Raw genomic sequence first — 24,774 nt, forward strand, 5'->3', positions numbered from 1 at the left:
GGCTACCTTGCGTTATGTGCCGTGCTGAACGGCGCCCTCTGCGGCCAGGCCGTCGGCGGCCTGGTTGCGGGCCCAGCCCTCGACCGCGCCGATGTGGACCGCGGCGGCGATGCGGGCGGCCTCGGGATCGCGCTCGGCGAGCGCCCGGTAGATCGCCTCGTGCTCGGTGAACGTCCGGGTGAAGACGTTCTCCTCCTGGTATCCGCGCCAGACGCGGGCCCGGAACGTGCGGCTGTTGAGTCCGCCGAGTATCGCGGCGAGCACGGGGTTGCCGGCCGCCTCGGTGATGAGCCGGTGGAACTCGAGGTCGTGCCCGACGATCTCTTCGGAGCTCGTGCCGCGTTCCATCGCGCGCATCTCGGCGCGCAGCAGGGTCAGTCCCTCCTCGGTGATGCGGGCGGCGGCGGTCGCCGCGGCGGCGGGCTCCAGGATCTTGCGGACCTGCACCAGGTGCACCAGTGTCTCGCCGCGCGAGATCTCCGCCACCGCGCCGAACGTCTCCAGCAGGTCGCTGGGCTCCAGCTGGGTGACGTAGACGCCCGCGCCGTGCCGGGCCTCCAGGACGCCCAGCACGGTGAGCGCGCGGATGGCCTCGCGCATGGAGCTGCGCGAGAGCCCGAGCTCGGCGGCCAGATCCCGTTCGGTGGGCAGCCGCTGCCCCGGGATCAGCTCACCGGAGGCGAGCTTCGCCTTGATCTGGGCGATCGCGCGCGCCGTGACGGTGGTCCGGGGGGTGCTGTCTTCGGTCACGCCGCCATCTTGACATCTGATCATGTGGTCTGACCAATCCGGACAAATAACGACTTTGTTACAGGGTCTTGCCACCATATGGGGGGAAAGTGGTCTGATGAGTTCATGAGTGGTCCGATCACTTCCGGAGATCGGGCGAGAGCGTGAGGGGGACGGCTTCGTGAAGCTGCTGCGCGTGGGACCGGTGGGCGCCGAGCGCCCCGCGGTCCTGGCCGAGGACGGCACGCCACGCGATCTGTCGGGGATCACCGCCGACATCGACGGTGCGTTCCTCGGCGAAGGCATGGATCGTGCGCGCCGGGCGCTCGCCGCGGGCGATCTGCCTGCGCTGGACGCCACCGGGCGGATCGGCGCTCCGATCGCGCGGCCGGGCAAGGTCATCTGCGTCGGCCTCAACTACCGCGACCACGCGGAGGAGACGGGCGCCGAGCTCCCCGCCGAGCCGGTCATCTTCATGAAGGCGTCCAACACGGTGGTCGGACCCCACGACGACGTCCTGATCCCGCGCGGCAGCGTCAAGACCGACTACGAGGTGGAGCTGGCGATCGTCCTGGGCGGCCAGGCCCGCTACCTGGACTCGCCCGAGCAGGCCCGCGAGCTCGTCGCCGGATACGCGATCAGCAACGACGTGTCGGAACGCGAGTTCCAGCTCGAACGCGGCGGGACGTGGGACAAGGGCAAGTCCTGCGAGACGTTCAACCCCTTCGGCCCCCATCTCGTCACCGCGGACGAAGTGCCCGACCCCCAGAACCTCGCCCTCCGCCTCTGGGTGAACGGCGAGCTCCGCCAGGACGGCTCGACCAAGAACATGGTCTTCGGCGTCGACCACGTGATCTGGTACCTCAGCCAGTTCATGGTCCTGGAGCCCGGCGACGTCATCAACACCGGAACCCCGGCGGGTGTGGCCCTCGGCCGCCCCGGGGAGCCCTTCCTGCGAGCGGGCGACGTGATGGAGCTGGAGATCGAGGGCCTGGGCCGCCAGAAGCAGGTGGTCCGGTGATGGCGGGTGATCCGGTGAAGGCAGGTGGTTCGGTGAAAGTCGTCTCGCTGACGGCGCACGACGTCCGCTTCCCGACCTCCCGGGAGCTGGACGGCTCAGACGCGATGAACCCCGACCCCGACTACTCCGCCGCCTACGTCGTCCTCCGCACGGACGAGGGCCTGGAGGGCCACGGCTTCTGCTTCACCATCGGGCGCGGCAACGAGGTCTGCGTCGCGGCGATCGACGCGTACGCGCCGCTGGTCGAGGGCACCGACCTGGACCTGGGCGACCTCGGTGGATTCGCCCGGCGCCTCCTGCACGACTCGCAGCTGCGCTGGCTCGGCCCCGAGAAGGGCGCGGTCCACATGGCCGCCGCCGCGATCATCAACGCCGCGTTCGACCTGGCGGGCAAGGTCGCGGGCAAGCCGGTCTGGCGGCTGCTGGCGGAGATGACGCCGGAGCAGATCGTCGATCTCGCCGACTGGCGTTACCTCACCGACGCGCTCACCCCCGCCCAGGCGCTCGAACTCCTCCGGGACGCCGCCCCGGGCCGCGCCGCCCGCACCGCCGATCTGCTCGAACGCGGCTATCCCGCGTACACCACCACGCCGGGCTGGCTCGGCTACACCGACGACAAACTCGGCAGGCTCGCACGCGAGGCGGTCGCCGACGGCTTCACCCAGATCAAGCTCAAGGTCGGCTCCGACCTGGTCGCCGACGTGCGCCGTATGCGGCTCGCCCGGGAGGCGGTAGGCCCGGACGTACGGATCGCGGTGGACGCCAACCAGCGCTGGGACGTCGCACCCGCGATCGCGTGGATGGAGGCGCTGAAGCCGTTCGACCCGTACTGGATCGAGGAGCCGACCAGCCCGGACGACATCCTCGGCCATGCCGCCATCCGCCGCGGCGTGACGCCGGTCAAGGTCGCCACCGGCGAGCACATCGCCAACCGGGTCATCGTCAAGCAGATGCTCCAGGCCGAGGCGATCGACGTGCTGCAGATCGACGCCTGCCGGGTCGCGGGCGTCACCGAGAACGTCGCGATCCTGCTGCTGGCCGCCGCGTTCGGCGTCCCGGTCTGCCCGCATGCGGGCGGCGTCGGGCTGTGCGAGGCCGTCCAGCACCTGTCGATGTTCGACTACGTCGCGGTCAGCGGCAGCACCGAGAACCGGGTGATCGAGTACGTCGACCACCTGCACGAGCACTTCGAAGACCCGGTGCGGATGTCCCGCGGCCATTACTTGGCGCCGGCCACACCGGGCATGTCCACCCAGATGAAAGCGGCGAGCCTGGCCGCCTACGCCTACCCCGACGGCGAGGTCTGGAGGAGTTGATGGAGTTCGACGGGATCAAGGCTCTGATCACTGGCGGCGCGTCGGGCATCGGCCTGGCCACCGCCGCGTTCCTGGCCGAGCGCGGCGCGTCCGTGGTCTGCCTGGACCTGGCCGTGCCTTCTGAAAAGCAGGGGGCGCCCAAGCCGATCCACTATGTCAAGGCCGACGTCACCGACGACGCCTCGGTACGCGCGGCGGTACGGGACGCGGCCGAGCATCTCGGCGGCCTGGACGTCGTGGTCAACAACGCCGGGATCGGCGCACAGGGGACGATCGAGGCCAACGACGACGACGAATGGCGCAGCGTCTTCGAGGTCAACGTCTTCGGAATGGTCCGGGTCAGCCGGGCCGCCCTGCCCTACCTGCGCGAGTCCGGCAACGCGGCGATCGTCAACACCTGCTCGATCGCAGCCACGGCGGGCCTGCCGGAACGGGCCCTCTACTCGGCGACCAAGGGTGCGGTCCTGTCACTGACCCTCGCCATGGCCGCCGACCACGTGCGCGAGGGCATCCGGGTCAACTGCGTGAACCCCGGCACGGCCGACACCCCCTGGATCGGCCGCCTGCTGGCCAAGGCCGCCGACCCGGACGCCGAACGCGCCGCGCTGGAGGCCCGCCAGCCCAGCGGGCGCCTTGTCTCACCCGAGGAGGTCGCCGCCGCGATCGCCTATCTCGCCAGCCCGCTGGCCGCCGCGACCACGGGCATCGATCTCGCCGTCGACGGCGGCATGCAAGGACTACGGCTTCGGCCTCGTCACTGAACGCTTTCCGCCCCATAACTGTCGGCCCCGTAACTGTCGGCCCTGTAACTGTCGGCCCTGTAACTGAACGCCTTCGGCCCCGTAACTGAAGGCACTTCCCGAGGAGGATTCACATGATCCGCACCAAGATCCTGGCCGGGGCCGCGGCGACGCTGTCCGCCGTCCTGCTCGCCAGCTGCGGCAGCACGTCGGACAGCGGCGGCGGCACCCCGGCCGGTGGCGCCAAGAGCGGCAAGGTGGGCGTCGGCTTGCCGCTGCTGACCTCGCCCTTCTGGCAGTCGTACAACAACTACGTACCGCAGATGGCCAAGCAGGAGGGCGTCGAGATCCTGCCCACGGTCAACTCCAACTCCGACCCCACGCAGCAGATCACCGACATCAACAACCTGCTCAACCAGAACGTGCGCGGGCTGGTCATCGCGCCGCTGGACAGCGCCGCGATCGTGGCAGGGCTCAACCAGGCCGACCGCAAGGGCGTGCCGGTGGTGGCCGTGGACGTCGCGCCGGACAAGGGCAAGGTCGCGATGGTCGTCCGCGCCAACAACATGGCGTACGGCGAGAAGGCCTGCAAGTACCTCGGCGACAAGATCAAGTCGGGCAAGGTCGTGCAGATCCAGGGTGACCTCGCCTCGGTGAACGGCCGCGACCGGTCCACGGCGTTCCGCAGCTGCATGAAGAGCAACTACCCGCAGATCAAGGTGCTGGAGATCCCGGCCGAGTGGAAGGCCGAGAAGGCCGCCTCCGGCCTGGACAGCCTCCTCAACGCCAACCAGGACCTCAAGGGCATCTACATGCAGGCCGGTGGCGTCTACCTCGCGCCGACCCTGCAGGCCCTCAAGAGCAAGAACATGCTCTTCAAGGCGGGCGACCCCAAGCACATCTCGATCGTCTCCAACGACGGCATCCCGCAGGAGTTCGACGCCATCCGCAAGGGCGAGATCGACGCGACCGTGTCGCAGCCCGCCGACGCCTACGCCAAGTGGGGCCTCTACTACATCAAGGCCGCGATGGAGGGGAAGACCTTCCAGCCCGGCAAGACCGACCACGGCAGTGAGATCGTCAAGCTGCCCAGCGGCATCCTTGAGGACCAGCTGCCCGCGCCGCTCGTCACCAAGGAGAACGTCGACGACAAGTCGCTGTGGGGCAACACGGTGGGCAAGTGATGACCGCTGAACCACTCAAGGGCCCCGCGCCGCCGCTTGCCGAAGCAAGCGGGATCACCAAGCGCTTCGGCTCGACGGTCGCCTTGGCGGACGCGCGGCTCACCGTCAACCCGGGTGAATCGCACGCACTGGTCGGGCGGAACGGTGCGGGCAAGTCGACGCTGGTCAACATCCTGACCGGGATCTTCCCGCCGGACAGCGGTGAGGTGCGCTTCGACGGCGAGCCCGCACCGGCGCTGGGCGACCGTGACGGCTGGCGTGCCAAGGTCGCGTGCGTCTACCAGAAGTCGACGATCATTCCGGAGCTGACGGTCGCGGAGAACCTCTTCATCAACCGCCAGCCGGGCACGCGCGGCGTGATCGGCTGGAAGCGGATGCGGCGGGAGGCGGCCGGGTTGCTGGAGACCTGGGACGTCCAGGTCGACCCGGCGATTCCGGCCCGCGAGCTGAACGTGCAGGACCGGCAGTTCGTGGAGATCGCGCGGGCGCTGTCGTTCGGGGCGCGGTTCATCATCCTCGACGAGCCGACCGCGCAGCTCGACAGCGCCGAGATCGAACGGCTCTTCACCCGCATGCGGTCGCTGCAGGAGTCGGGGGTGACGTTCCTGTTCATCTCCCACCACCTGCAGGAGGTGTACGAGGTCTGCCAGACCGTCACCGTGTTCCGCGACGCCCGCTGGATCGCCACCGAGCCGGTGGCGGACCTGCCGCGCGCCGCACTGGTGGAGGCGATGACCGGGGAGGCGGCCGACCTGGGCCGCAGCACCGGTCACCGCGAGCCTGTAGCGGCCGAGGTACGGCTGGCGGTCGACGGCTTGTCGGACGGCGCGTTCTCGGACGTCTCGCTGGAGGTACGGCGCGGCGAGGTGATCGGCATGGCCGGGTCCAGCGCCAGCGGCAAGATCGAGCTGGCCGAGACGCTGGTCGGCCTGCGCAAGCCGCACACCGGGACCGCGACTTTGGACGGCAGGCCGCTGCCGTTCGGCGACGTGCGGAAGGCGATGGCCGCCGGGATCGGGTTCGTGCCGCGCGACCGGCACGCCCAGGGCCTGGTCCCGGAGTTGTCGGTCGGCGAGAACACCACCATGACGATTTCGGGGCGGCTCGGGCCGTTCGGGATCATCACGCCGCGGCGGCTGCGTGCGGCCGCGACCGCGTCCATCGGCGAGCTGGACATCATGACGCAGGGCCCGGACCAGCCGGTGAACGGGCTGTCCGGCGGCAACCAGCAGAAGGTCGTCATGGCCCGCGCGCTGGCCGTCGAGCCGAACCTGCTGGTCCTGATCAACCCGACCGCCGGCGTCGACGTCAAGTCCAAGGAGGCGCTGCTCGCCATCGTCGACGAGATCCGCGAGCGCGGCACCTCCGTGATCATTATCTCCGACGAGCTGGACGATCTGCGGCCCTGCGACCGGGTACTGGTGTTCCTGCACGGCCGGATCACCGCCGAGCACGCGGCCGGATGGAACGACCACGAGCTCGTGGCATCGATCGAGGGGGTTTCCTCATGACTCAGACCGTGGCCGAGCCGCGGGGCGGTGGCGGCGGCGAGGCGAAGTCCGCGGGCGGCGCGGCCGGGGCGAGCGCGGCGCTGCGCCGGATGCGCGAGTTCACGCTGGTGCCCGCGCTCATCGCCCTGGTCGTGCTGGGCGCCGTCGTCAACGACAGCTTCCTGACCGAACGCAACATCATCAGCATTCTGGGCGCCTCGGCGGCACTCGCGCTGGTGGTGCTCGCCGAGTCGCTCATCCTCATCACCGGCAAGATCGACCTGTCCCTGGAGTCGACGGTCGGCATCGCGCCGGGGCTCGGCGCGCTGCTGGTCATCCCGGCGGCGTCGGCGGGCTTCGGCACGGAGTGGCCCGCGTTCCTGGGGATCCTGGCCATCTTCGTGGTGGGCGGAGCGATCGGGGCGTTCAACGGCTTCCTGTCGGTGAAGCTGCGGCTCAACGCGTTCATCGTGTCGCTGGCCATGCTCATCGTGCTGCGAGGCCTGCTGACGGGCGCCACGGAGGGCAAGACGCTGTTCGACATGCCCGAGCCGTTCTTCTCCATCGCCACGACCACGTTCCTCAAGCTGCCGCTGTCGGTGTGGCTGGCGGCGGTCTGCTTCGGGGTGGCCGGGTTCGTGCTGCGCTACCACCGGCTAGGCCGCGCACTGTACGCGATCGGCGGTAACCCGGAGGCCGCCCGGGCCGCGGGCATCCGGGTGGAGCGGGTGACCTGGGTCGTGTACGTGGTCGCGGGCGTGCTCGCCGCCGCGGCGGGGCTCTGTCTCACCGGCTACGTGGGCGCCATCAACGCCAACCAGGGCCAGAACATGATCTTCACGGTGATGGCGGCGGCCGTCATCGGCGGGATCTCGATGAACGGCGGCAAGGGCACCATGACCGGCGCGATCACCGGCGTGCTGCTGCTCGGCGTGGTCGACAACCTGCTCACGCTGGCCCAGGTCGCATCGTTCTGGAAGCAGGCCATCTACGGTGCGATCATCCTGTTCGCGCTGGTCATTTCCCGGGTTACATCGGGACAGGCTCAGGAGTGACATCCATGCGCGTGGGGGAGCTGCGGCTGCTTGGGCGGTCGGGTGTTCCGGTGACCGCGCTGTCGTTCGGCAGTGCGGCCATCGGGGGGCTCTACGCGCCGGTGCCTGCGGGCGACGATGCGGTGCGGCGTGCGCTGAGTCTGGGCATGCGTTACCTCGACACCGCTCCCCATTACGGCGCGGGCACCGCCGAGCACCTGCTCGGTGACGTCCTGAAAGCCATGCCGCGCGACTCGTACACCATCTCGACCAAGGTCGGCCGGTTGCTGCGGCCGCGCCGGCCTGGCGAGGAGCCAGATGACCAGGGCTTCGTCGGGGAACCCCCGGTCAAGCGGGAATGGGACTTCAGCCGTGACGGCGTGCGCCGGTCGTTGGAGGACTCTCTCGAACGGCTGCGGCTCGACCGGGTCGACGTGCTCCTCCTCCACGACCCGGATGAGCATGAGGAGCAGGTCTATGCCGAGGCCTACCCGGCGCTGGCGGAGCTCCGGGACGAAGGGATCGTCGGTGCCATCGGCGCGGGCATGAACCAGGCCGAGATGCTGACCCGCTTCGTCCGGCGGCTGGACCTGGATGTGGTGCTGTGCGCGGGGCGATACACGCTGCTGGATCAGTCGGCTTTGGGTGAGCTGCTGCCTGCGTGCGCTGAGCGTGGCACATCCGTCGTGATCGGCGGCGTCTACAACTCGGGTCTCCTGGCCGGGGGGACGACCTACGACTACGCGGCCGCGCCGCCGGAACTGCTTGAGCGCGTGGCGCAGCTGCGGCTCGTCTGCGATGGGCACGGGGTGCCTGTGCGGGCGGCCGCGCTGCGCTTCCCGTTCGGGCATCCAGTGGTGGCGAGCGTGCTCACCGGCTGCCGTACTCCCGCCGAGGCAGAGGACAACGCGGCCTTGTTCGAAAGGGACATTCCCGAGAGTCTCTGGACGGACCTGCGTGATGGTGGTCTGCTGGCCGCCGACGTTCCCGTTCCTTCGCGAGGAGCTCGATGATGATCGACGCGCACCAGCACCTGTGGGACACCGCTGTCCGTGAGTACGCGTGGATGGACGGTCCCTGGGCGGACCCCCTGCGCGGCCGGTTCGACGTAGAGCGCTATGCCGAGGTGGCGAAACCCCATGGGGTGACCGGGTCGATCGTCGTCCAGGCATTGCACAGCCTGGAGGAGACCCGCGAACTGCTGGCCACGGCAGACGCCAAGCCGATCGAGGGTGTGGTCGGCTGGATCGACCTCACAACGCCTGACGTCGCCGACACGATCGCGGCCCTCTCCGGGCCGCTGGTCGGAATCAGGCACCAGGTGCAGGACGAACCCGACCCGGACTGGCTGGCGCGCCCGGACGTGCGGCGCGGGCTGCGGGCCGTGGGGGAGGCCGGTCTGGTGTACGACTTGCTGGTCAAACCCCCGCAGGCGGACGCGGCGCTGGCAGTGGCGGAGGTGCTGCCCGAGGTGTCGTTCGTGCTCGACCATGCCGGCAAGCCGGACATCGCGGGTGGAGTGTGGGAACCGTGGGCGTCATGGATCATGGCCATGGCGGGGTTGCCCAACGTGACCGTCAAGCTGTCCGGGCTCGTCACCGAGGCCGTCGTCAATGGAGCGGAGCCTGGCTGGAAGAGCGCAGACATCCTGCCGTACGCGCGGCACGTGGTGGACGCGTTCGGGCCAAGGCGAGTGATGTACGGGTCGGATTGGCCCGTCTGCACGCTGGCTGCCTCGTACGGCCAGGTGATGGAGCTCGCTGAAGCCGCTCTCGATGGGCTGAGCGAGGCGGAGTGCGCCGAGGTGTTCGGGGGAACAGCTAGCCGTGTGTATGGGATCGGGGGGTGATCGGACCTTGCGCGTCGCGCTGTTCGTGACCTGCGTTAACGACACGCTTTTCCCGGGGACTGGGCGGGCGACCGTACGGCTGCTGGAGCGGCTCGGCTGCACTGTGGAGTTTCCGTCTGCGCAGACATGCTGCGGCCAGATGCACTTCAACACTGGCTACCGGGCTGACGCTGAGCCGCTGGCGCGCCGCGTGGGCGAGATCTTCACTGGGTACGACGCGGTAGTGATGCCGTCTGGATCCTGCGCCGCCATGGTGCGGGAGTGGTATCCGACGCTGGGTGTCGAACCTCCGTCCGGGGTGTACGAGCTGTCGGAGTTTCTTGTCGATGTGCTGGGCGTAGTGGACGTGGGTGCCTACTTCCCACACGTCGTGACGTATCACCCGACCTGTCATTCGCTGCGTTCACTGCGGGTGGGGACGAAGCCGGAGAAGTTGTTGTCGGCGGTACGCGGTCTCAAGCTGCTGCCGTTGGGCGGTGCGGAGGAGTGCTGCGGCTTTGGTGGCACGTTCTCTGTGAAGAACCCTGCGGTGTCGGCGGCCATGTGCACTGACAAGGTGCGGAACGTCTTGGACACCGGAGCCGAAGTGCTGTGTGCGGCAGACAACTCCTGCCTGATGCACATCGGCGGGACGATGCGACGGCAGCGTGCCGGAGTGCGGACCATGCACCTGGCGCAGATCCTCGCGTCCACAGAGGAGGATCCCGCGTGACAGGCGTGTCCGGGACGTTCGTAGGGATGCCCGCCTTCCCCGCTGCCTCGGCCAAGGCGGTCGGTGACTCGCAGCTCCGGCACAACCTGCACAAGGCCACGCACACGATCCGGGGCAAGAGAGCCGCTGTCGTGGGCGAGCAGCCGGATTGGATGGAGCTGCGTGCGGCCGGGGCGGCCATCAAGGACCGGGTGCTGCGCCACCTGGACGTCTACCTGGAGCAGCTCGAAGCAGCCGTGGTCAAGGCCGGCGGGCATGTGCACTGGGCTGCGGACGCCGCCGAGGCCAACCGGATCGTCACCGCGCTGGTGAAGGCCACCGGTGAGACCGAGGTCGTCAAGGTCAAGTCCATGGCGACGCAGGAGATCGGGCTCAATGAGGCGCTGGCCGACGCCGGGATCACCGCGTACGAGACCGACCTCGCCGAGCTGATCGTGCAGCTGGGCGACGACCGGCCGTCGCACATCCTCGTGCCGGCGATCCACCGCAACCGTGCCGAGATCCGCGAGATCTTCCGGCGGTCGATGTCGGAATGGGGGCGGCCGGCTCCCGACGACCTCGCGGACGATCCACCGGCGCTGGCGGAAGCGGCTCGGCTGCACCTGCGGGAACGGTTCCTGTCGGCCAAGGTCGGGATTTCAGGGGCGAACTTCGCGGTGGCGGAGACGGGGACCTTGGTGGTGCTGGAGTCGGAGGGCAACGGGCGGATGTGCCTCACGCTGCCCGAGACGCTGATCTCCGTGGTGGGCATCGAGAAGCTCGTGCCGACTTGGCAGGATCTCGAAGTCTTCATGCAGACGCTGCCTCGTTCGTCGACCGGTGAACGCATGAACCCGTACACGTCGATGTGGACTGGGGCTGCCGAGGGCCAGGACTTCCATCTGGTGTTGCTGGACAACGGCCGGACTGACGTTCTGGCGGACCAGGTGGGGCGGCAGGCGCTGCGCTGCATCCGCTGCTCGGCGTGCCTGAATGTGTGCCCGGTGTACGAGCGTGCCGGTGGTCACGCGTACGGGTCGGTCTATCCCGGGCCGATCGGCGCCATCCTGACGCCGCAGCTGCGTGGGATGTCGTCGGAGCTGGACGCGTCGCTGCCGTACGCCTCGACGTTGTGCGGCGCGTGCTACGACGTCTGCCCGGTCGAAATCAACATCCCCGAGGTGCTGCTGGACCTGCGGGCCAAGGTTGCAGCGGGCAAGGGACATCGGGTTGAGCGCCTGGCGATGGCCGGAGCCCGCCGTGTTCTGGAATCGCCAGGGCTGCTGAAGGCGGGACAGCGTGCTGCTGGGCGCTTCCGTCGGCTGACGCCGCGTCGGCTGCCGGGGCCGCTGGCGGGCTGGACGGACACGAGGGACATACCGGCGCCCCCACCCGAATCGTTCCGCGAGTGGTGGGAGCGCAACCGATGAGCACGCGGGATCAGATCCTGGCGAAGGTGCGGGCTGCACTGGCGGACGTGCCCGCGGTTGAACGCCCTGAGGATGTGGCGGTGCCCAGGGACTACCAGCGCAGTCGTACCGGAACGGACATCGTCGACCTCCTGATCGACCGCCTAGTGGACTACAAGGCAGTCGTACACCACACCGCCTCAGCTGCTGCGGGTGCTGCGGGCACTGTGGTGGCTGCGGGTTCTGTGGTTGCTGCGCTGCTGGCGGCGCGGGGTGGGCGTATCGCCGCGCCTGTTGGTGTGCCAGGGGAGTGGCTTGAGGGGGTTGACGCGGTCAGCGACGATCCGGCGCTGTCGGCCGCCGAGCTCGATGCTCTGGACGGGGTGGTGACCGGCTGCGCGCTGGCGATCGCCGAGACCGGGACGATCGTCCTGGACGGGTCGCCGGACCAGGGGCGGCGCGCGCTGACGCTGGTGCCCGACCATCACCTGTGCGTGGTGCGGCTGGACCAGATCGTCCGGACGGTGCCGGAGGCGTTCGCCCGGCTCGACCCGTCCCGTCCGCTGACCTGGATCAGCGGCCCCTCGGCGACCAGCGACATCGAGCTCGACCGGGTCGAGGGCGTGCACGGTCCCCGGACGCTCGAGGTCGTCATCATCTGAATGATCATCATTCGTCCCACGCCGGACAAAGATGATCACGCTATGGAGTGAGGGTGAGCTTCACGGAGGTCGCGCCTCGCTTGGCCCTCAGTGTGAGGGTCGGTGAGTTGGGCGGGGAGAGGATGTCTGCGCCGGTCACTGTGGTTCGGTAGCCGCCCGGGTAGTTCCTTGGGGATGTGTAGACGATGGTGTTGGCGCGGCCCTGCGGTTTGTAGGTCAGGGTGAACGTCCTGGTCTGCGGGTTGAAGCCATAGCTCTGGGGCGTGCCCGCAATGGCCTGGGGGTACGGCTCGTCCAAGGCGTTCAAGACAGGGGTGTTGATGTTGGCCCCGCTGCGGGGCTTGGTGAGGTCGTAGACCAGGCCTTCGGTGATCCCTGCCTCTGTCGGGTCCTTGCAACGGCAGTAGGTCCACTCCAGCCACGGGAGCTGGTAACTGTCGGCGAGCCGGGCGACGTAGGAGAGCTCCTGGGGATTGGGGGTCGCGCCGAACTCGGTCAGGATGAGCGCGTCGCCGGTGCGCTTGGACTGGGCCATGGCCTGGTGGAAGACGCCCTTCTGGATCGTGTGGCAGACGGCGTACATCCAGTCCGGGATCGGCTTACCCGAGATGTCCGGGCAGTAGGTGTGGAACGACAGGCCGCTCTGTTTGTCCCCCGGTTTGCCGAGGTGGATGGGTGGGCCGAACGTCGCGAGGAGGTTCGGCTCGTAGAAGGTCAGATGCTTGGGGTCCACGGCATGGATGGCCCGGATCATCTTGGTGAAGAAGGGCGCGAGCTTCTTGGAGTCGAAGTCCTTGCATCCGAACGGCGGGGCGCAGGTAGGCCAGGCGCTTCCCGGCCACGGCTCGTTCCATAGGTCATAGCCCAGGACCGCCGGGTTGTTCCGGAACTTCTTCGCGACGTGCACCCACGCGTCGGTGTACCACTCCTGCAGGCCCTTGCCATGGACGGGCGCGTTGTTCCAGAAGTTGTCGTTCGCCCGCTGGAGCGCCGGGTTGAACAGCAGGTTGGTGAACATGTCGAAGTTGATGAGGTCGGGCGGGATGCCGTCAGTGCGGATCATCCAGTCCGGGTAGCCCGTGCCCCGGAACTTGGTGTTGAGGAGGTCCTGCGGGAACACGATGAGGCTGCGGATGCCGTATCGGCCCAGCAGGTCGATGGTGGCCTTGAGGCTGGCGAGATAGCTCTCGTTGAACACACCCGGCCGTGGCTGAAGGCCGGTCATCACGATCCCGATCCGCACCGCGTTGAAGCCGTGCGCCGCCAGGAACTTCGCGTCCTCCTCGCCGAACCCGAGTTTGGACGGATCGTACGGCGCCGCCTTGGCGACCATGTTGAAGCCGTGCAGAATGACGCGCCGCCCCTGGGAATCGGTGATCCACCGGCCGCGATGTCCCAGGACGTCGGAGACCGGCCGCGGAGGAATGTGCGCCAGCGTCATCCCTGCCTGCGCCGCCCCAATCGGCGCCCCTGGCGTCGCCGCAGCTGGCGTGGCGGTAGTCGGCGTCGGCGTCAGGAGTGCGGCCGACACACCCAGCGCACATGTTGTGAGCCACCTTTGTACTCTCATGCCTGAATCCGCCTCCTCCGCCGTCGTGTGGGCGGAGGGTAACGGCGGAGAACGAATGGCACGAGTCATCTGGAGACGGATTTCACGGGCAAACATGCGCGCCTGCTGAGCAGACGCGCAGCCCCCGGCATGGATGCCGGGCGTTCAGCGGCGGGTGTTGCGCATGGCCAGCCGGAGGACGAGGGCGCTGGCGCTCAGTATGAGCCCGCCGCCGACGGCCGCCCCGGCCAGCATGCCCGCGCCGTCGCTGTCCGGGAAGAGCCCGTAGCTCACCGCGGTGACCAGTCCGGCGATGGCGATCGGCGTGACAGCCATGGGGATCGTGACGCGGAGTCGCAGCAACGGAGTGTCATCGGCGGCGGCCGACCGGCTTCGCACGGCCTTGCGGACGACCACGTACAGCAGCGCCATCATGACGACGGCCTGGACTCCGATCACGCTGAGGCCCAGCGCGGAGCTGTCGAAGTACATGCCGCTGATCGCGATGCTCATGCCCATGAGCGGCAAGGCGGTCGTGGCCGCGTCGGGGCTGGTGCGCGGCTGCTCGTCCATGGCGTTCTCCTCGTTCAGACCGCTATGTAGCTTCCCTGACGAGATAAACAGTAGAGCGAGTTAGTCAGGATTACAATCTAGGTCGGGTGGTCGCCATCGAGTTATCCACAGAACGCGGTTCTGGTGCGAGGCGTCGGTGGGGGCTGGTAGCAAGGAGGCATGGTTGACGAGGAGAGTCTGCGTCCTATCGAGCAGGGCAACGACGGGCATGCCGACGAGGCCCTGCCCAATGAAGCGCTGCCCGATGAAGCGCTGCTCGATGAGGCGCTGCTCGATGAGGCGCAGCGCTGCCTGCGGGCGCTGGCGGGGGAGCACGCGCGGCTGCGCGACGACCAGTGGACGGCGATCCGCGCCCTGGTCGTCGAGCGGCGGCGCGCGCTGGTCGTGCAGCGCACGGGGTGGGGCAAGTCCGCGGTCTACTTCGTGGCGACCCGGCTGCTGCGCGAGCGGGGCGCCGGTCCGACGGTGATCGTGTCGCCGCTGCTGGCGTTGATGCGCAACCAGATCGAGGCGGCCGACCGCGCCGGGATCCACGCCCGCACGATCAACTCCGCCAACACCGAAGACTGGGACCGCGTGTTCGCCGAGGTCGAGGCGGGCGAGGTCGACGTGCTCCTGGTCAGCCCGGAGCGGCTCAACAATCCCGACTTCCGCGACCTCGTCCTGCCCAAACTCGCCGCCGGGGCCGGCCTGATCGTGGTCGACGAGGCCCACTGCATCTCCGACTGGGGTCATGACTTCCGCCCCGACTACCGCCGCCTCCGGACGCTGCTGGCCGATCTCCCGCCCGGCGTTCCGGTCCTGGCCACCACGGCCACCGCCAACGCCCGCGTCACCAAGGACGTGGCCGAGCAACTCGGCGGCGGCTCGGAAGCCCTGGTGCTGCGCGGCCCGCTCGAACGCGAGTCCTTGCGCCTGGCGGTCGTCCGCCTCCCCATCGCCGAGATGCGCATCGCCTGGCTGGGTGAGCATCTCGGCGGTCTGCCGGGCTCGGGCATCATCTACACGCTGACCGTGGCCGCCGCCCACGAGATCGCCGGATACCTGCGCGAACGCGGCTATGACGTGGCCGCCTACTCCGGCCAGACCGACCCGGCCGAACGTCTCCAAGCCGAGCAGGACCTCCAGGACAACAAGCTCAAGGCCCTCGTGGCCACCAGCGCGCTCGGCATGGGCTTCGACAAGCCCGATCTGGGCTTCATCGTGCACGTGGGTGCGCCGCAGTCGCCGGTGGCCTACTACCAGCAGATCGGCCGGGCCGGGCGCGGTGTCGAGCGGGCCGAGGTCATCCTGCTGCCCGGCCTGGAAGACCGCGACATCTGGGCCTACTTCGCCAGCCTGGCGTTCCCGCCGGAGCCGATCGTCCGGACGACCCTTGACACCCTGGAGGCCGCCGGGCGCCCACTCTCCACCAGCGCGCTGGAGCCCCAGGTCGACCTCAGCCGCAGCCGGCTGGAGATGATGCTCAAGGTCCTCGACGTCGACGGTGCGGTCCGCCGGGTCAAGGGCGGCTGGACCGCCACCGGTCACGACTGGGCGTACGACCGGGAGCGCTACGAGCGGGTGGCCGCCGAACGCACCCGCGAGCAGCGGGCGATGCTCGACTATCTCGACGCCACCGGCTGCCGCGAGGAGTTCCTGCGCCGCCAGCTCGACGACCCCGAGGCCAAGCAGTGCGGTCGCTGCGACAACTGCACGGGCACCTACTGGCCGACCGGCGTCAGCGAAACAGGCGCCGCCCAGGCCCGCGACCGCCTGCGCCGCCCCGGCGTCGACGTCGCACCCCGGCGCATGTGGCCCCCCGCCGTCAAGGACGACCTCGGCGTCTCCGGGCGCATGGACGCCGGCATCCTGGCCGAACCCGGCCGCGCCCTGGGCCGCCTCACCGACATCGGCTGGGGCAATCGCCTGCGCGAGATCCTCGCCGAGGGCGCCCCCGACACCGACATACCGGACGAGATGTTCGACGCCGTGGTCAAGGTGCTGTCCGCCTGGGACTGGGCCGAACGCCCGACGGGTGTGGTCACCATCGGTTCCCGTACCCGCCCCCGCCTGATCGGCAGTCTCGGGCGCCGCATCGCGGAGATCGGCCGCCTGCCCTACCTGGGCGAGTTCGTTCCCCTGGGTGAGCCGGTGCCCCGCCGGCACAACAGCGCTCAGCGCCTCCGCTCGGTCTGGCATTCGCTGGCTCTGCCCGACGATGTCGCCGCCGCTGTCCGCGGCCCGGTCCTGCTCGTCGACGACCGCATCGAGAGCGGCTGGACGATGACCGTGGCCACCCGCCGGCTCCGCCAGGCGGGCGCCCCCGCCGTCCTACCACTGGTCCTGGCGGTGATCAACTGAACCATCGCCCTGTTGAAATGCTCTCAAGGCCATGTGGGGGCGGGTCTACCGAGGCACGGCAGGAGTAGTACCGTCCCTGTCCGTGTCTTCCAAGACCTCCGCCGTGGACCGGCTGCTCGACTGCCCACCCGGCCTGCTCGACACCACGTTCGATCAGCTCCGGACCCTGCTCGTCGTGCACGAGACCGGATCCGCGCTCCGGGCCGCCCGCGTCCTCGGCCGCGAGCAGTCCAGCGTGCAAAAGCAGCTCGACACGCTCAACCGCAACTACCAGGCGATGTGCGGCGAGGTGCTCACCCTGCGGCAGGGCCGCGGCAAGGACTACCTGTTCACGCCCACAGGCGAGGAGGCCGTCCAGCTGGCACGCGTGGCCGTGGCCCAGTGGACGGACGCGGTCAACTGGAGCCGCCGCCGCCTCGGCCGGATGCTCACCGTCGGCACCACCGAATTCACGCTCCCGATCATTTCCCGCTCCTGGGAACGGGTGTCGGAGGAGTTCCGCCAGCAAGAAGTGGAGTTCAAGGTCGTCCACGTCCGCACCAAGGATCTGTGGTCCCGGCTGGAGACCCGCCAGGTCGACCTGATCTGCGGCAGCATCGTCAGCACCGCGGACGGCGACCACCGCCTCCGCGACTACGACGTGATCGAGTTCGCCCGCGGCGCCCCGATCCTGCTCACCAACCTCACACCCGCGGACCTCCCCGATGATCCGGTCCCCACCAGCCGGCTGGCCGAGGTGCCCCTGGTGGTGCCCCCAGCCGGCCTGGTGGCCGACTTCCTGGCCTGCTGGTACGGCCCCAACTTCCGTGATCGCCTGGACGTCGTGGCCGACATCGACGACATCCACTACGGCCTGTCACTCCTGCGTTCCGGCTTCGTCCGCGGCTGCATGGTCGTCACCGAGTCCATCGGCCGCCGCATGGGCGGCCCAGGCGAGCCCGACGAGGTCCCCCTCCGCTCCCTCCGCCTCTACGACGACCTCGAACCCAAAGCCGAGATCATGACCGGCGCCTTCGTTCACCGCGCCGACCTCCAGCGCTACGCGGTAGGCCACCCTCTCAACCGCCTCTGGAACGCCGTCCGAGACGACTCCCGCCGCTTCACCCCCCGCAAAGCCCCAGCCCCGCCCCATTAGATGGCATTGGTTGATGGGACGTTTGTGGAGTGGCCCGTTTGACCGCTTCGTGGAGGAGTTGCTCGACTCCCTGCTGATGCGGGTCGACGAGGCAGGCTTTGCGCAACTGGTTGCCCATGAGCCCAAGCGCATCCCAGCCGCCTACTTCGAGAGGGGTGGCGGTCGCGCGGAGACGCGGGTGCTGATGTTCGCCGTTTTCGCGTCTGGGTGCAGCGTTAGTTCTTGATGGGGTTGTCGAGGACGTCGAGGCTGGGACGGGCGCCCAGGTGCTGCATGGCCTGGACGGCCAGGCGGTTGCCGGCGGCGAGGGCCTCGGCCGGGGGCTTGCCCTCCAGCCAGGCAGGGAGGAAGCCCGCCACGAAGGCGTCGCCCGCGCCGGTGCCGTCGATGATCTTCTCGATGGACTCGGCGGCGGCGGTGATGGGCTCGGGGCGGCCGTTGGTGTACCAGAGGGCGCCGTCGGCGCCGGACTTGATCACTACCTGCGGGTACCAGGCGGTGAGCACCTTGGCGGCCGAGGCGGGGGTGTCGCGGCCAGTCAGGACCTCGGCCTCGTCGGCGTTGACCACCAGGAGGCGGGCGCCCTGTGTCCACTCCAGGAACGGCTCGGCGCCCATCCGCTTGAGCGGGGAGGACGAGCCGCCGTCCACGGAGATCGACATCTGTGCCTGACGGGCGAGGTCGAGGGCGTGCTTGGCCGCCTTGCGGGAACCCTCGTTGATCAGCGAGTAGCCGGACAGGTGCAGGTGGGTGCCCTGGTTGAACAGGTCCTTGCAGCGTTCGATGTCTTCGGGGAGCAGCGCGCCGTTGGCACCGGGGTCCGAGAGCATGGTCCGGTCGCCCTTGTGTGTGATCAACACGACACAGGTGCCGGTCTGGCGTTCCTGGTCCATCACGAGGCGGGCGTCCACGCCGTACCCCATGAGCTCCATGTCCCGGTTGCGGCCCGCGATGTCGGAGCCGCGGCGGCCCACGAACGCGACCTCGACGCCTTCCAGGGCGAGCCAGGAGGCGACGTTGGCTCCCGAGCCGCCTCCGTGCGAGGTCACGGCGGCAGGAGTGTCGCTCCCCTTGGCAAGGGGGAATGCGGCACGGGCAACGGTGTCAGTCATCAAATCGCCGACCACGACCACGCGCGTCATGGAGTCATCACCTCGATCAACACGGCCCGCGCGAGCGGCTTCAAAGGCGTGTGCTTGACCGTAACAGTTCTTGGACCCCCAGTAGGTCTCGAACGGGCAGCGAAACCAGAGAACCGGTGTTTTTGCATCCTCTTGCTCGCTTTGTTCCATGGACCTGTGGTGATGGCGGCCAGGGACCCGTGCCTTACCCTCGGGTACGTGACCGAGGGCTATCCGGATCAGTGGGAGGCCGACGTCGTCCTCACCGACGGCGGGACGGCGCATCTGCGTCCCGTCCGGAGCGATGACGCTGAGCTTTTGCGCGCTTTTTACGCCCGCCTGTCACCGGAGTCGATCTACTACCGGTTCTTCTCGCCGCGCCCGCAGCTGACCGAGCGGGAGATCGAGCACTTCACGACGGTCGACTACGACCGGCGGGTGGCCCTGATCGCCACCATCGGCGACTCCATGGTGGCCGTCGTCCGTTATGACCAGTTGTCCGACCGGCCCGGGACCGCCGAGGTCGCCTTCCTCGTGGAGGACGCGCACCAGGGACGCGGGCTCGGGGCCGTTCTGCTGGAGCACATCGCGGCTGCGGCCCGGGAGCGTGGGCTTAATCGTTTCGTGGCGAGCGTCCTGCCCGACAACCGGCGGATGACCAGGGTCTTCCGGGAGGCCGGTTACCGGGCCGAGCAGCGTTTCGAGGACGGCGTGATCGAGCTCGTGCTCGATCTGGAGCCGACCGAGACGTCGGTGGAGGTCATGGCGGCCCGGGAGCACCGGGCCGAGTCGCGTTCGATCCAGCGCTTGCTGTTTCCCCGGTCGGTCGCCGTCGTGGGCGCCAGCCGTGCCGAGCACAGCGTGGGCCAGACGGTGCTGCGCAACCTGCTGCACGGCGACTTCAGCGGGCCGATCTATCCCGTGCACCCGACCGCGACCGCCGTCGCCGGCGTACGTGCGTATGCCTCGGTTTTGGAGATCCCAGATGATGTGGATCTCGCCGTGGTGGCCGTCCGGGCCGACATGGTCCACCAGGTGGTCGAGCAGTGCGCGGGCAAGGGCGTCCATGGCCTGGTGGTGGTCTCTTCGGGCTTCGGCGAGACCGGGCCGGAGGGACGGGCCAGCCAGGCAGAGCTCGTCCGGCTGGCGCGGGCGTACGGGATGCGCGTGGTCGGACCGAACTGTCTGGGCATCGCCAACACCGATCCCGAGGTACGGCTGAACGCGACGCTCGCGCCGACCATGCCGGGCCGGGGGCCGGTGGGCTTCTTCTCCCAGTCCGGCGCGCTGGGCATCGCGATCTTGCAGCGTACGGCTGAACGAGGGCTGGGACTGTCCACGTTCGTCTCGGCGGGCAACCGGGCGGACGTCTCCGGCAACGACCTCATGCAGTACTGGGAGGAGGACCACGCCACCAAGGCGGTCCTGCTCTACCTGGAGTCGCTCGGCAATCCGCGCAAGTTCACCCGGCTGGCCCGTCGCCTCTCGCGCCGCAAGCCGATCGTGGCGGTCAAGAGCGGCCGGAGTACGCAGGGCGTGCCGATCGGGCACGCCGCCCGCGCCCTCAGCCTGCCCGACCACGCCGTCAGCGCCCTCTTCGCCCAGGCCGGCGTGATCAGGGTCGAGGACCTCTCCGAGCTCTTCGACGTCGCCCAGCTCCTGGCCTACCAGCCGCTCCCGGCGGGCGACCGGATCGCGATCATCGACAACTCCGACTCGCTCGGCCTGCTCGCGCAGGACGCCGCCGCGGCGCTGGGCCTGGAGGGCCGCCGCCGGATCGACCTCGGCCCTCTCGCGGACGCCGACGAGTACGAGGCCGCCCTGGCCGAGGCACTCCAGGACGACACCGTGGACGCCGTGGTGGCCCTCTTCACCCCGCCCACCATTGGCGGCTATGACGTGCGCGTTCCCGAGAAGATCCTCCGCCTCGCCGCCGGGAGCCCCAAGCCGATCGTGGCCACCTACCTCGGCTCCAAGGGCATGCCCGCCGACCTGCGGGTCCCGGGCCCCGACGGCTGGGCCGCCGAGGGGTCCATCCCGTCCTACCCGGCCCCGGAAGACGCCGTTCGGGCCCTGGCGTACGTCATCCGCTACGCCCAGTGGCGCCAGCGCCCGTCCGGCCGCCTCCCCGAGTTCGCCGGCACCGACCGCCGCCGCGCGCGTTCCCTCGTTGAGGAGTGGCTCGAGAAGGGGCCCCCGGCCCAGGAGCAGACCGCCGAACTCCTCGCCTGCTACGGCATCACCGTCGCGCCGGGCCCTTCCGAAGGCGTACCCACGCGGATCGTCGCGCTGGAAGACCCCTCGTTCGGCGCCGTGATCTCGTTCGGCCTGTCCGACGAGACCGCCGCCCTCTTGGACGACCGCGCCTACCGCCTGGCGCCCCTCACCGACGTGGAGGCCGCCGAGCTGGTGCGCGCCATCCGCACAGCGCCCCTCCTCCTGGGCCACCGAGGCGCCGACCCCGTGGACGTGGCCTCCCTGGAGGAACTCCTCCAACGCGTGGCCAAGCTGGCCCACGACCTCCCAGAAGTAGCCAAGCTCGTCCTAGACCCCGTCCAGGTAACCCCCACCGGCATAACCGTCCAGGACGTGACCCTCCGCCTGGAACGCCCCCTCGGCCCTCGTCCCGAGCTAGGCCCCCGCCGCCTTCCCTAACGGCAGCCGCTCCTAACGGCAGCCGCTCCTAACGGCAGCCGCTCCTAACGGCAGCCGCTCCTAACGGCAGTAGGGGCGCTGCAGGTTGGGCGTGGTTCGGCGCCGCCTTGTTGGGCTTCAGCCGGGGGGCGGTGGTGGGCTGGGCTCCGGGGTGGGCGGAACCGGGTCCGGGATCGGGCCTGGTGGCGATGGGTCCGGTGGTGGGCCGGGCGGGGACGGGTCAGGACCCGGGCCTGGTGGGACCGGGTCTGGGGCCGGGCCTGGTGGGACCGGGCCCGGTGGCGGCTGAGGCGTCGGGCCGGGCGGCGGTTCAGGAGGGGGGACCGGCGGTTCTGGTGCTGGGATGGGCGGTTGCGGGCCTGGTGGGGTCGGCGCCGGTGGCGGCGGGACCGGAGGCGGCGATGGCATTGGATCTCTGAATTCCATGCCATGTCTCGTACCCCGGGGGTGCCGGGATGACCATGTTCGGCTCGGGCATGTGCGCAGCCCACCCCGAACAGGGCAGGATGGGTTACATGAGGGAAACCCGAGCGACGGCCCACGGGTTGCGAACCGCCATTGAGCGCAGCGGTTACTACCCGGCCTTGGTCGCGGAAGCGGTGGAGTCGGCCATCGGCTCTGAGCCCGTGCTCGCCTACGTGGTGCATCACGAGGCGACGTTCGACCCCGCGATGGAGGTCAGGCGGCACGTGACCGTGCTGGTGCTGTCCGCCAGCCGGCTGCTGGTCTGCCACACCGACGAGCACCCGCCGGGCGAGGGCATGGCTCAACCACACGCCTCCACCACCACCGAGGCCGTCAAGCTGGGCAGGGTCCAGTCGGTCGCGGTGACCCGGGTGGTCCCCGACCCCGCGTCCTACGTGCCCGGCGTGCCGCCGACCGAGGTGGTGCTGACCATCGGCTGGGGGGCGATCGCCCATATCGATCTGGAGCCCGCGACCTGCGGTGACGAGAACTGCGAGGCCGACCACGGCTACACCGGCAGTGTGACCGCCGACGACTTGTCCCTGCGTGTCAGCGAGGCCGCTGACGGGGCCGACGCGGTCTCCCAGGTACTGGCCTTCGCCGAGGCGCTGTCGTCCGCCACGGCGAATTGAGCGCCTCGCCGCCGCCCGTTCCGGTGCCGCGGTACGGGGCGGGTGCGCTGGCCGACCTGCCGCCTTCGGTGCTGGCGGGGCTCGGAGTGCCGGGCACGACCAACGTGCTGGGCCTGCCGCGCCTGCCGCGGGCGTGCGTGCTGATCATCGACGGCCTGGGCTGGGAGTTGCTCAGGGCCCACCCGGCGGAAGCCCCGTTCCTGTCCTCGTTGCCGGGCGGCCCGCTGACCGCCGGATTCCCCGCCACCACCGTGGCCAGCCTGGGGTCGCTGGCGACCGGTCTGCCGCCTGGCGGTCATGGTCTGCTGGGGGTCCAGGTGGCGATCCCGGGCGCCGGGCGGCTACTTAACTGCCTGCGCTGGAAGGACCCGGACATCGATCCGGCCACGTTCCAGCCTGCCCCGACCGTTTACCAGAAGGCGGCGGCGGACGGCGTGAACGTCTCGTACGTCGCGTTGGGGTTCTATCGCAACACCGGTCTCAGCATCGCCACAGCGAGGGGCGCCACGTACCGTCCCGCCGACGATATGGGTGAGCTGGTCGGACGTACGCAGCAGGCCTTGCGGGAGGGCGACCGCTCGTTCGTGACCGTCTACCACGCCGATCTTGACGCGACCGGGCATCGTTATGGCTCGGGCTCGGCGGACTGGCGGTTCCAGCTGCGCTTCGTGGATCTGCTCGCCGAACGGATCGCCTCGGTGCTGCCGACGGGGACGGGGCTCTACATCACCGCCGATCATGGCATGGTCGACCCGACCGAACGGGTGGACTTCGACACGGTGGCCGAGCTCCAGGCGGGGGTCGCCATGCTCGGTGGCGACGCCCGGTGCCGCTACGTGTACGCCCAGGACGGCGCGGCCGGTGACGTTCTGGCGGCCTGGCAGGAGCTCCTCGGCGACCGGGCGTGGGTCTACACGCGTGAGGACGCGGTGGCGGAGGGCTGGTTCGGACCGGTCGAGCCCGACATGCTGGCCCGCATCGGCGACGTGATCGCCGTACCGTACGCCGACATGGCCATCGTCGCGAGCCGCCTCGAACCCCTCGCCTCGCTGATGACCGGCATGCACGGCTCCCTCGTTCCGGCCGAGCAGCTCGTCCCCCTGCTGCGGGTCGTCAGGGAGTGACCCCGCGACGGAGTGATCCCGCGCCGGAGTGACCCCGCCATGGAGTGAGCCCGCGACAGGCGATGTGGCGCGTACGCTGAGGCAACGTGACGATGCCAAGCGAAGCTTGTCCTTTGAAAGGGCGGCTGGGCGGGGGGTGTAGTGGGAGGGAACGATGCCGCGCCTCTCCCTAATCCGGGCGCCGACGGTCAGACTGGCGATGTGCACCCTCTCATCGATGTGTCCACACTCGCCCGGTTGCTTCGCTGTGAGCCGCCGCCGATCCTCCTCGACGTACGGTGGCACCTATCTGGACCTCCCGGAATCGACTCCTACCGGCATGGACATCTGCCCGCCGCGGTCTTCGTCGATCTTGACCGGGACGTGGCCGGTCCGCCCGGGCGGGCCGGCCGGCATCCCCTCCCGGCTCCGGCCGACTTTGAGGCGGCGATGCGGCGCGCCGGAGTCTCCTCGAACCGGCTGGTCGTCGTCTACGACGATGCCGACTCGACTGCCGCCGCCCGGGTCTGGTGGTCGTTGCGGTACTTCGGGCATGAGCGCGTCCGGGTCCTGGACGGCGGTTACCATGCGTGGACCGAGGCCGGGCGTACGGTAACGACCGACGAACCCTCCGTGAAGCCGGGTGACTTCATCGCCCAGGCCGGGCGCCTGCCGGTCCTGGACGCCGAGGGCGCCGCCGTGCTGGCCAAGTCGGGCGTGCTGCTCGACGCCCGCGCGGCTGAACGTTATCGAGGCGAGACGGAGCCCATCGATCCCGTCGCCGGCCGCATCCCGGGCGCCGTCAACGCCCCCACGCACGGCAACGTGGGCGTGGACGGGCGCTTCCTCCCCTCGCAAATCCTCCGGGAACGATTCGCCCAACTCGGCGCCACCGACGCGGCGGACGTGGGTGTCTACTGCGGCTCTGGGGTGACGGCGGCGCACGAGATCCTTGCGCTCACGATCGCGGGCGTACCCGCCGCGCTGTACGTGGGCTCGTGGTCCAACTGGGTGACTGATCCCACAAACCCGGTGGCCACCGGCGAGTCAGGGCCCCACGGTCACTAAAATCC

Annotated in this window: 22 protein-coding genes; 18 read left to right on the forward strand and 4 right to left on the reverse strand. The window is 69.5% G+C overall.

The annotated features are described in order from the left end of the window. Positions 1-12 precede the first annotated feature (12 nt). The gene (locus ACH34W_RS24435) at positions 13-750 is read right to left on the reverse strand and encodes a FadR/GntR family transcriptional regulator (RefSeq protein ID WP_395963331.1); all 738 of its coding nucleotides are present in this window, start codon (positions 748-750) and stop codon (positions 13-15) included. Between the two features lie 160 nt (positions 751-910). Here ACH34W_RS24435 and ACH34W_RS24440 point away from each other — a divergent pair, with 160 nt between their 5' ends. The 11 genes from ACH34W_RS24440 to ACH34W_RS24490 all read left to right on the forward strand — a co-directional run bounded on the left by ACH34W_RS24440 (position 911) and on the right by ACH34W_RS24490 (position 12,125). Continuing rightward, entirely contained in the window at positions 911-1,750 is an 840-nt protein-coding gene (locus ACH34W_RS24440; RefSeq protein ID WP_395963523.1) for a fumarylacetoacetate hydrolase family protein, read from the forward strand. Between the two features lie 32 nt (positions 1,751-1,782). Further along, the gene (locus tag ACH34W_RS24445; RefSeq protein WP_395963332.1) at positions 1,783-3,066 is read left to right on the forward strand and encodes an enolase C-terminal domain-like protein; all 1,284 of its coding nucleotides are present in this window, start codon (positions 1,783-1,785) and stop codon (positions 3,064-3,066) included. Beyond that, on the forward strand, positions 3,066-3,827 hold the full coding sequence (locus tag ACH34W_RS24450; protein ID WP_395963333.1) for an SDR family NAD(P)-dependent oxidoreductase: 762 nt from the start codon (positions 3,066-3,068) through the stop codon (positions 3,825-3,827). Before ACH34W_RS24445 ends, ACH34W_RS24450 begins: the two co-directional genes overlap by 1 nt. A gap of 113 nt (positions 3,828-3,940) precedes the next feature. Beyond that, entirely contained in the window at positions 3,941-4,990 is a 1,050-nt protein-coding gene (locus tag ACH34W_RS24455) for a sugar ABC transporter substrate-binding protein (protein WP_395963334.1), read from the forward strand. Beyond that, entirely contained in the window at positions 4,990-6,501 is a 1,512-nt protein-coding gene (locus ACH34W_RS24460) for a sugar ABC transporter ATP-binding protein (RefSeq protein WP_395963335.1), read from the forward strand. The genes ACH34W_RS24455 and ACH34W_RS24460 overlap by 1 nt, the downstream gene beginning before the upstream one ends. Beyond that, positions 6,498-7,535, forward strand: a complete 1,038-nt coding sequence (locus ACH34W_RS24465) for an ABC transporter permease (RefSeq protein ID WP_395963336.1) — start codon at positions 6,498-6,500, stop codon at positions 7,533-7,535. The genes ACH34W_RS24460 and ACH34W_RS24465 overlap by 4 nt, the downstream gene beginning before the upstream one ends. Before the next feature lie 5 nt (positions 7,536-7,540). Further along, positions 7,541-8,527 carry an aldo/keto reductase gene (locus ACH34W_RS24470; RefSeq protein WP_395963337.1) on the forward strand — a complete coding sequence of 329 codons (987 nt, stop codon included), beginning with the start codon at positions 7,541-7,543 and terminating at the stop codon, positions 8,525-8,527. Beyond that, complete coding sequence (locus ACH34W_RS24475; RefSeq protein ID WP_395963338.1) at positions 8,524-9,363, forward strand: amidohydrolase family protein; 840 nt, start codon at positions 8,524-8,526, stop codon at positions 9,361-9,363. The genes ACH34W_RS24470 and ACH34W_RS24475 overlap by 4 nt, the downstream gene beginning before the upstream one ends. 7 nt (positions 9,364-9,370) lie before the next feature. Next, positions 9,371-10,075 (forward strand): (Fe-S)-binding protein, encoded by a 705-nt coding sequence (locus ACH34W_RS24480; protein ID WP_395963339.1) that lies wholly within the window; start codon positions 9,371-9,373, stop codon positions 10,073-10,075. A gap of 5 nt (positions 10,076-10,080) precedes the next feature. Beyond that, entirely contained in the window at positions 10,081-11,484 is a 1,404-nt protein-coding gene (locus ACH34W_RS24485) for a LutB/LldF family L-lactate oxidation iron-sulfur protein (RefSeq protein WP_395963524.1), read from the forward strand. Next, the gene (locus ACH34W_RS24490) at positions 11,481-12,125 is read left to right on the forward strand and encodes a lactate utilization protein C (protein ID WP_395963340.1); all 645 of its coding nucleotides are present in this window, start codon (positions 11,481-11,483) and stop codon (positions 12,123-12,125) included. Before ACH34W_RS24485 ends, ACH34W_RS24490 begins: the two co-directional genes overlap by 4 nt. 40 nt (positions 12,126-12,165) lie before the next feature. Here ACH34W_RS24490 and ACH34W_RS24495 read toward each other — a convergent pair whose 3' ends face one another. Then, positions 12,166-13,566: a cellulase family glycosylhydrolase gene (locus ACH34W_RS24495; protein WP_395963341.1), complete on the reverse strand. Its 1,401-nt coding sequence runs from the start codon at positions 13,564-13,566 to the stop codon at positions 12,166-12,168. Positions 13,567-13,839: 273 nt separating this feature from the next. Further along, complete coding sequence (locus tag ACH34W_RS24500; protein ID WP_395963343.1) at positions 13,840-14,247, reverse strand: hypothetical protein; 408 nt, start codon at positions 14,245-14,247, stop codon at positions 13,840-13,842. 159 nt (positions 14,248-14,406) lie between these two features. On the opposite strand from ACH34W_RS24500, the gene ACH34W_RS24505 reads away from it, so the two are divergent. Beyond that, positions 14,407-16,590 carry a RecQ family ATP-dependent DNA helicase gene (locus tag ACH34W_RS24505; RefSeq protein ID WP_395963345.1) on the forward strand — a complete coding sequence of 728 codons (2,184 nt, stop codon included), beginning with the start codon at positions 14,407-14,409 and terminating at the stop codon, positions 16,588-16,590. Between the two features lie 82 nt (positions 16,591-16,672). Continuing rightward, on the forward strand, positions 16,673-17,725 hold the full coding sequence (locus ACH34W_RS24510) for a LysR family transcriptional regulator (protein WP_395963346.1): 1,053 nt from the start codon (positions 16,673-16,675) through the stop codon (positions 17,723-17,725). A gap of 215 nt (positions 17,726-17,940) precedes the next feature. Here the strand turns inward: ACH34W_RS24510 and ACH34W_RS24515 are convergent, their stop codons facing one another. Further along, positions 17,941-18,867, reverse strand: a complete 927-nt coding sequence (locus ACH34W_RS24515) for a carbohydrate kinase family protein (RefSeq protein WP_395963347.1) — start codon at positions 18,865-18,867, stop codon at positions 17,941-17,943. A gap of 162 nt (positions 18,868-19,029) precedes the next feature. On the opposite strand from ACH34W_RS24515, the gene ACH34W_RS24520 reads away from it, so the two are divergent. The 5 genes from ACH34W_RS24520 to ACH34W_RS24540 all read left to right on the forward strand — a co-directional run bounded on the left by ACH34W_RS24520 (position 19,030) and on the right by ACH34W_RS24540 (position 24,769). Continuing rightward, positions 19,030-21,501 carry a GNAT family N-acetyltransferase gene (locus tag ACH34W_RS24520; protein ID WP_395963348.1) on the forward strand — a complete coding sequence of 824 codons (2,472 nt, stop codon included), beginning with the start codon at positions 19,030-19,032 and terminating at the stop codon, positions 21,499-21,501. 182 nt (positions 21,502-21,683) lie between these two features. After that, a complete protein-coding gene (locus tag ACH34W_RS24525) occupies positions 21,684-21,920 on the forward strand; it encodes a hypothetical protein (protein ID WP_395963349.1) in 237 nt (78 codons plus the stop codon). Between the two features lie 96 nt (positions 21,921-22,016). Further along, on the forward strand, positions 22,017-22,598 hold the full coding sequence (locus ACH34W_RS24530) for a DUF5998 family protein (protein ID WP_151563482.1): 582 nt from the start codon (positions 22,017-22,019) through the stop codon (positions 22,596-22,598). After that, positions 22,595-23,722 carry an alkaline phosphatase family protein gene (locus tag ACH34W_RS24535; protein ID WP_395963350.1) on the forward strand — a complete coding sequence of 376 codons (1,128 nt, stop codon included), beginning with the start codon at positions 22,595-22,597 and terminating at the stop codon, positions 23,720-23,722. The genes ACH34W_RS24530 and ACH34W_RS24535 overlap by 4 nt, the downstream gene beginning before the upstream one ends. 201 nt (positions 23,723-23,923) lie before the next feature. Then, positions 23,924-24,769 (forward strand): sulfurtransferase, encoded by an 846-nt coding sequence (locus ACH34W_RS24540; RefSeq protein WP_395963351.1) that lies wholly within the window; start codon positions 23,924-23,926, stop codon positions 24,767-24,769. The last annotated feature ends 5 nt before the right edge of the window (positions 24,770-24,774 follow it).

Source organism: Actinomadura sp. 6N118, assembly GCF_044326415.1.
GTDB lineage: Bacteria > Actinomycetota > Actinomycetes > Streptosporangiales > Streptosporangiaceae > Spirillospora.

Bases quoted from the DNA above. Each gene is read 5' to 3' on its own strand.
- ACH34W_RS24490 (WP_395963340.1), top strand. From the start codon at position 11,481: ATGAGCACGCGGGATCAGATCCTGGCGAAGGTGCGGGCTGCACTGGCG.
- ACH34W_RS24515 (WP_395963347.1), bottom strand. From the start codon at position 18,867: ATGACGCGCGTGGTCGTGGTCGGCGATTTGATGACTGACACCGTTGCC.
- ACH34W_RS24470 (WP_395963337.1), top strand. From the start codon at position 7,541: ATGCGCGTGGGGGAGCTGCGGCTGCTTGGGCGGTCGGGTGTTCCGGTG.
- ACH34W_RS24505 (WP_395963345.1), top strand. From the start codon at position 14,407: ATGGTTGACGAGGAGAGTCTGCGTCCTATCGAGCAGGGCAACGACGGG.
- ACH34W_RS24460 (WP_395963335.1), top strand. From the start codon at position 4,990: ATGACCGCTGAACCACTCAAGGGCCCCGCGCCGCCGCTTGCCGAAGCA.
- ACH34W_RS24495 (WP_395963341.1), bottom strand. From the start codon at position 13,566: ATGACGCTGGCGCACATTCCTCCGCGGCCGGTCTCCGACGTCCTGGGA.
- ACH34W_RS24465 (WP_395963336.1), top strand. From the start codon at position 6,498: ATGACTCAGACCGTGGCCGAGCCGCGGGGCGGTGGCGGCGGCGAGGCG.
- ACH34W_RS24455 (WP_395963334.1), top strand. From the start codon at position 3,941: ATGATCCGCACCAAGATCCTGGCCGGGGCCGCGGCGACGCTGTCCGCC.
- ACH34W_RS24450 (WP_395963333.1), top strand. From the start codon at position 3,066: ATGGAGTTCGACGGGATCAAGGCTCTGATCACTGGCGGCGCGTCGGGC.
- ACH34W_RS24475 (WP_395963338.1), top strand. From the start codon at position 8,524: ATGATGATCGACGCGCACCAGCACCTGTGGGACACCGCTGTCCGTGAG.
- ACH34W_RS24500 (WP_395963343.1), bottom strand. From the start codon at position 14,247: ATGGACGAGCAGCCGCGCACCAGCCCCGACGCGGCCACGACCGCCTTG.
- ACH34W_RS24530 (WP_151563482.1), top strand. From the start codon at position 22,017: ATGAGGGAAACCCGAGCGACGGCCCACGGGTTGCGAACCGCCATTGAG.
- ACH34W_RS24520 (WP_395963348.1), top strand. From the start codon at position 19,030: ATGGCGGCCAGGGACCCGTGCCTTACCCTCGGGTACGTGACCGAGGGC.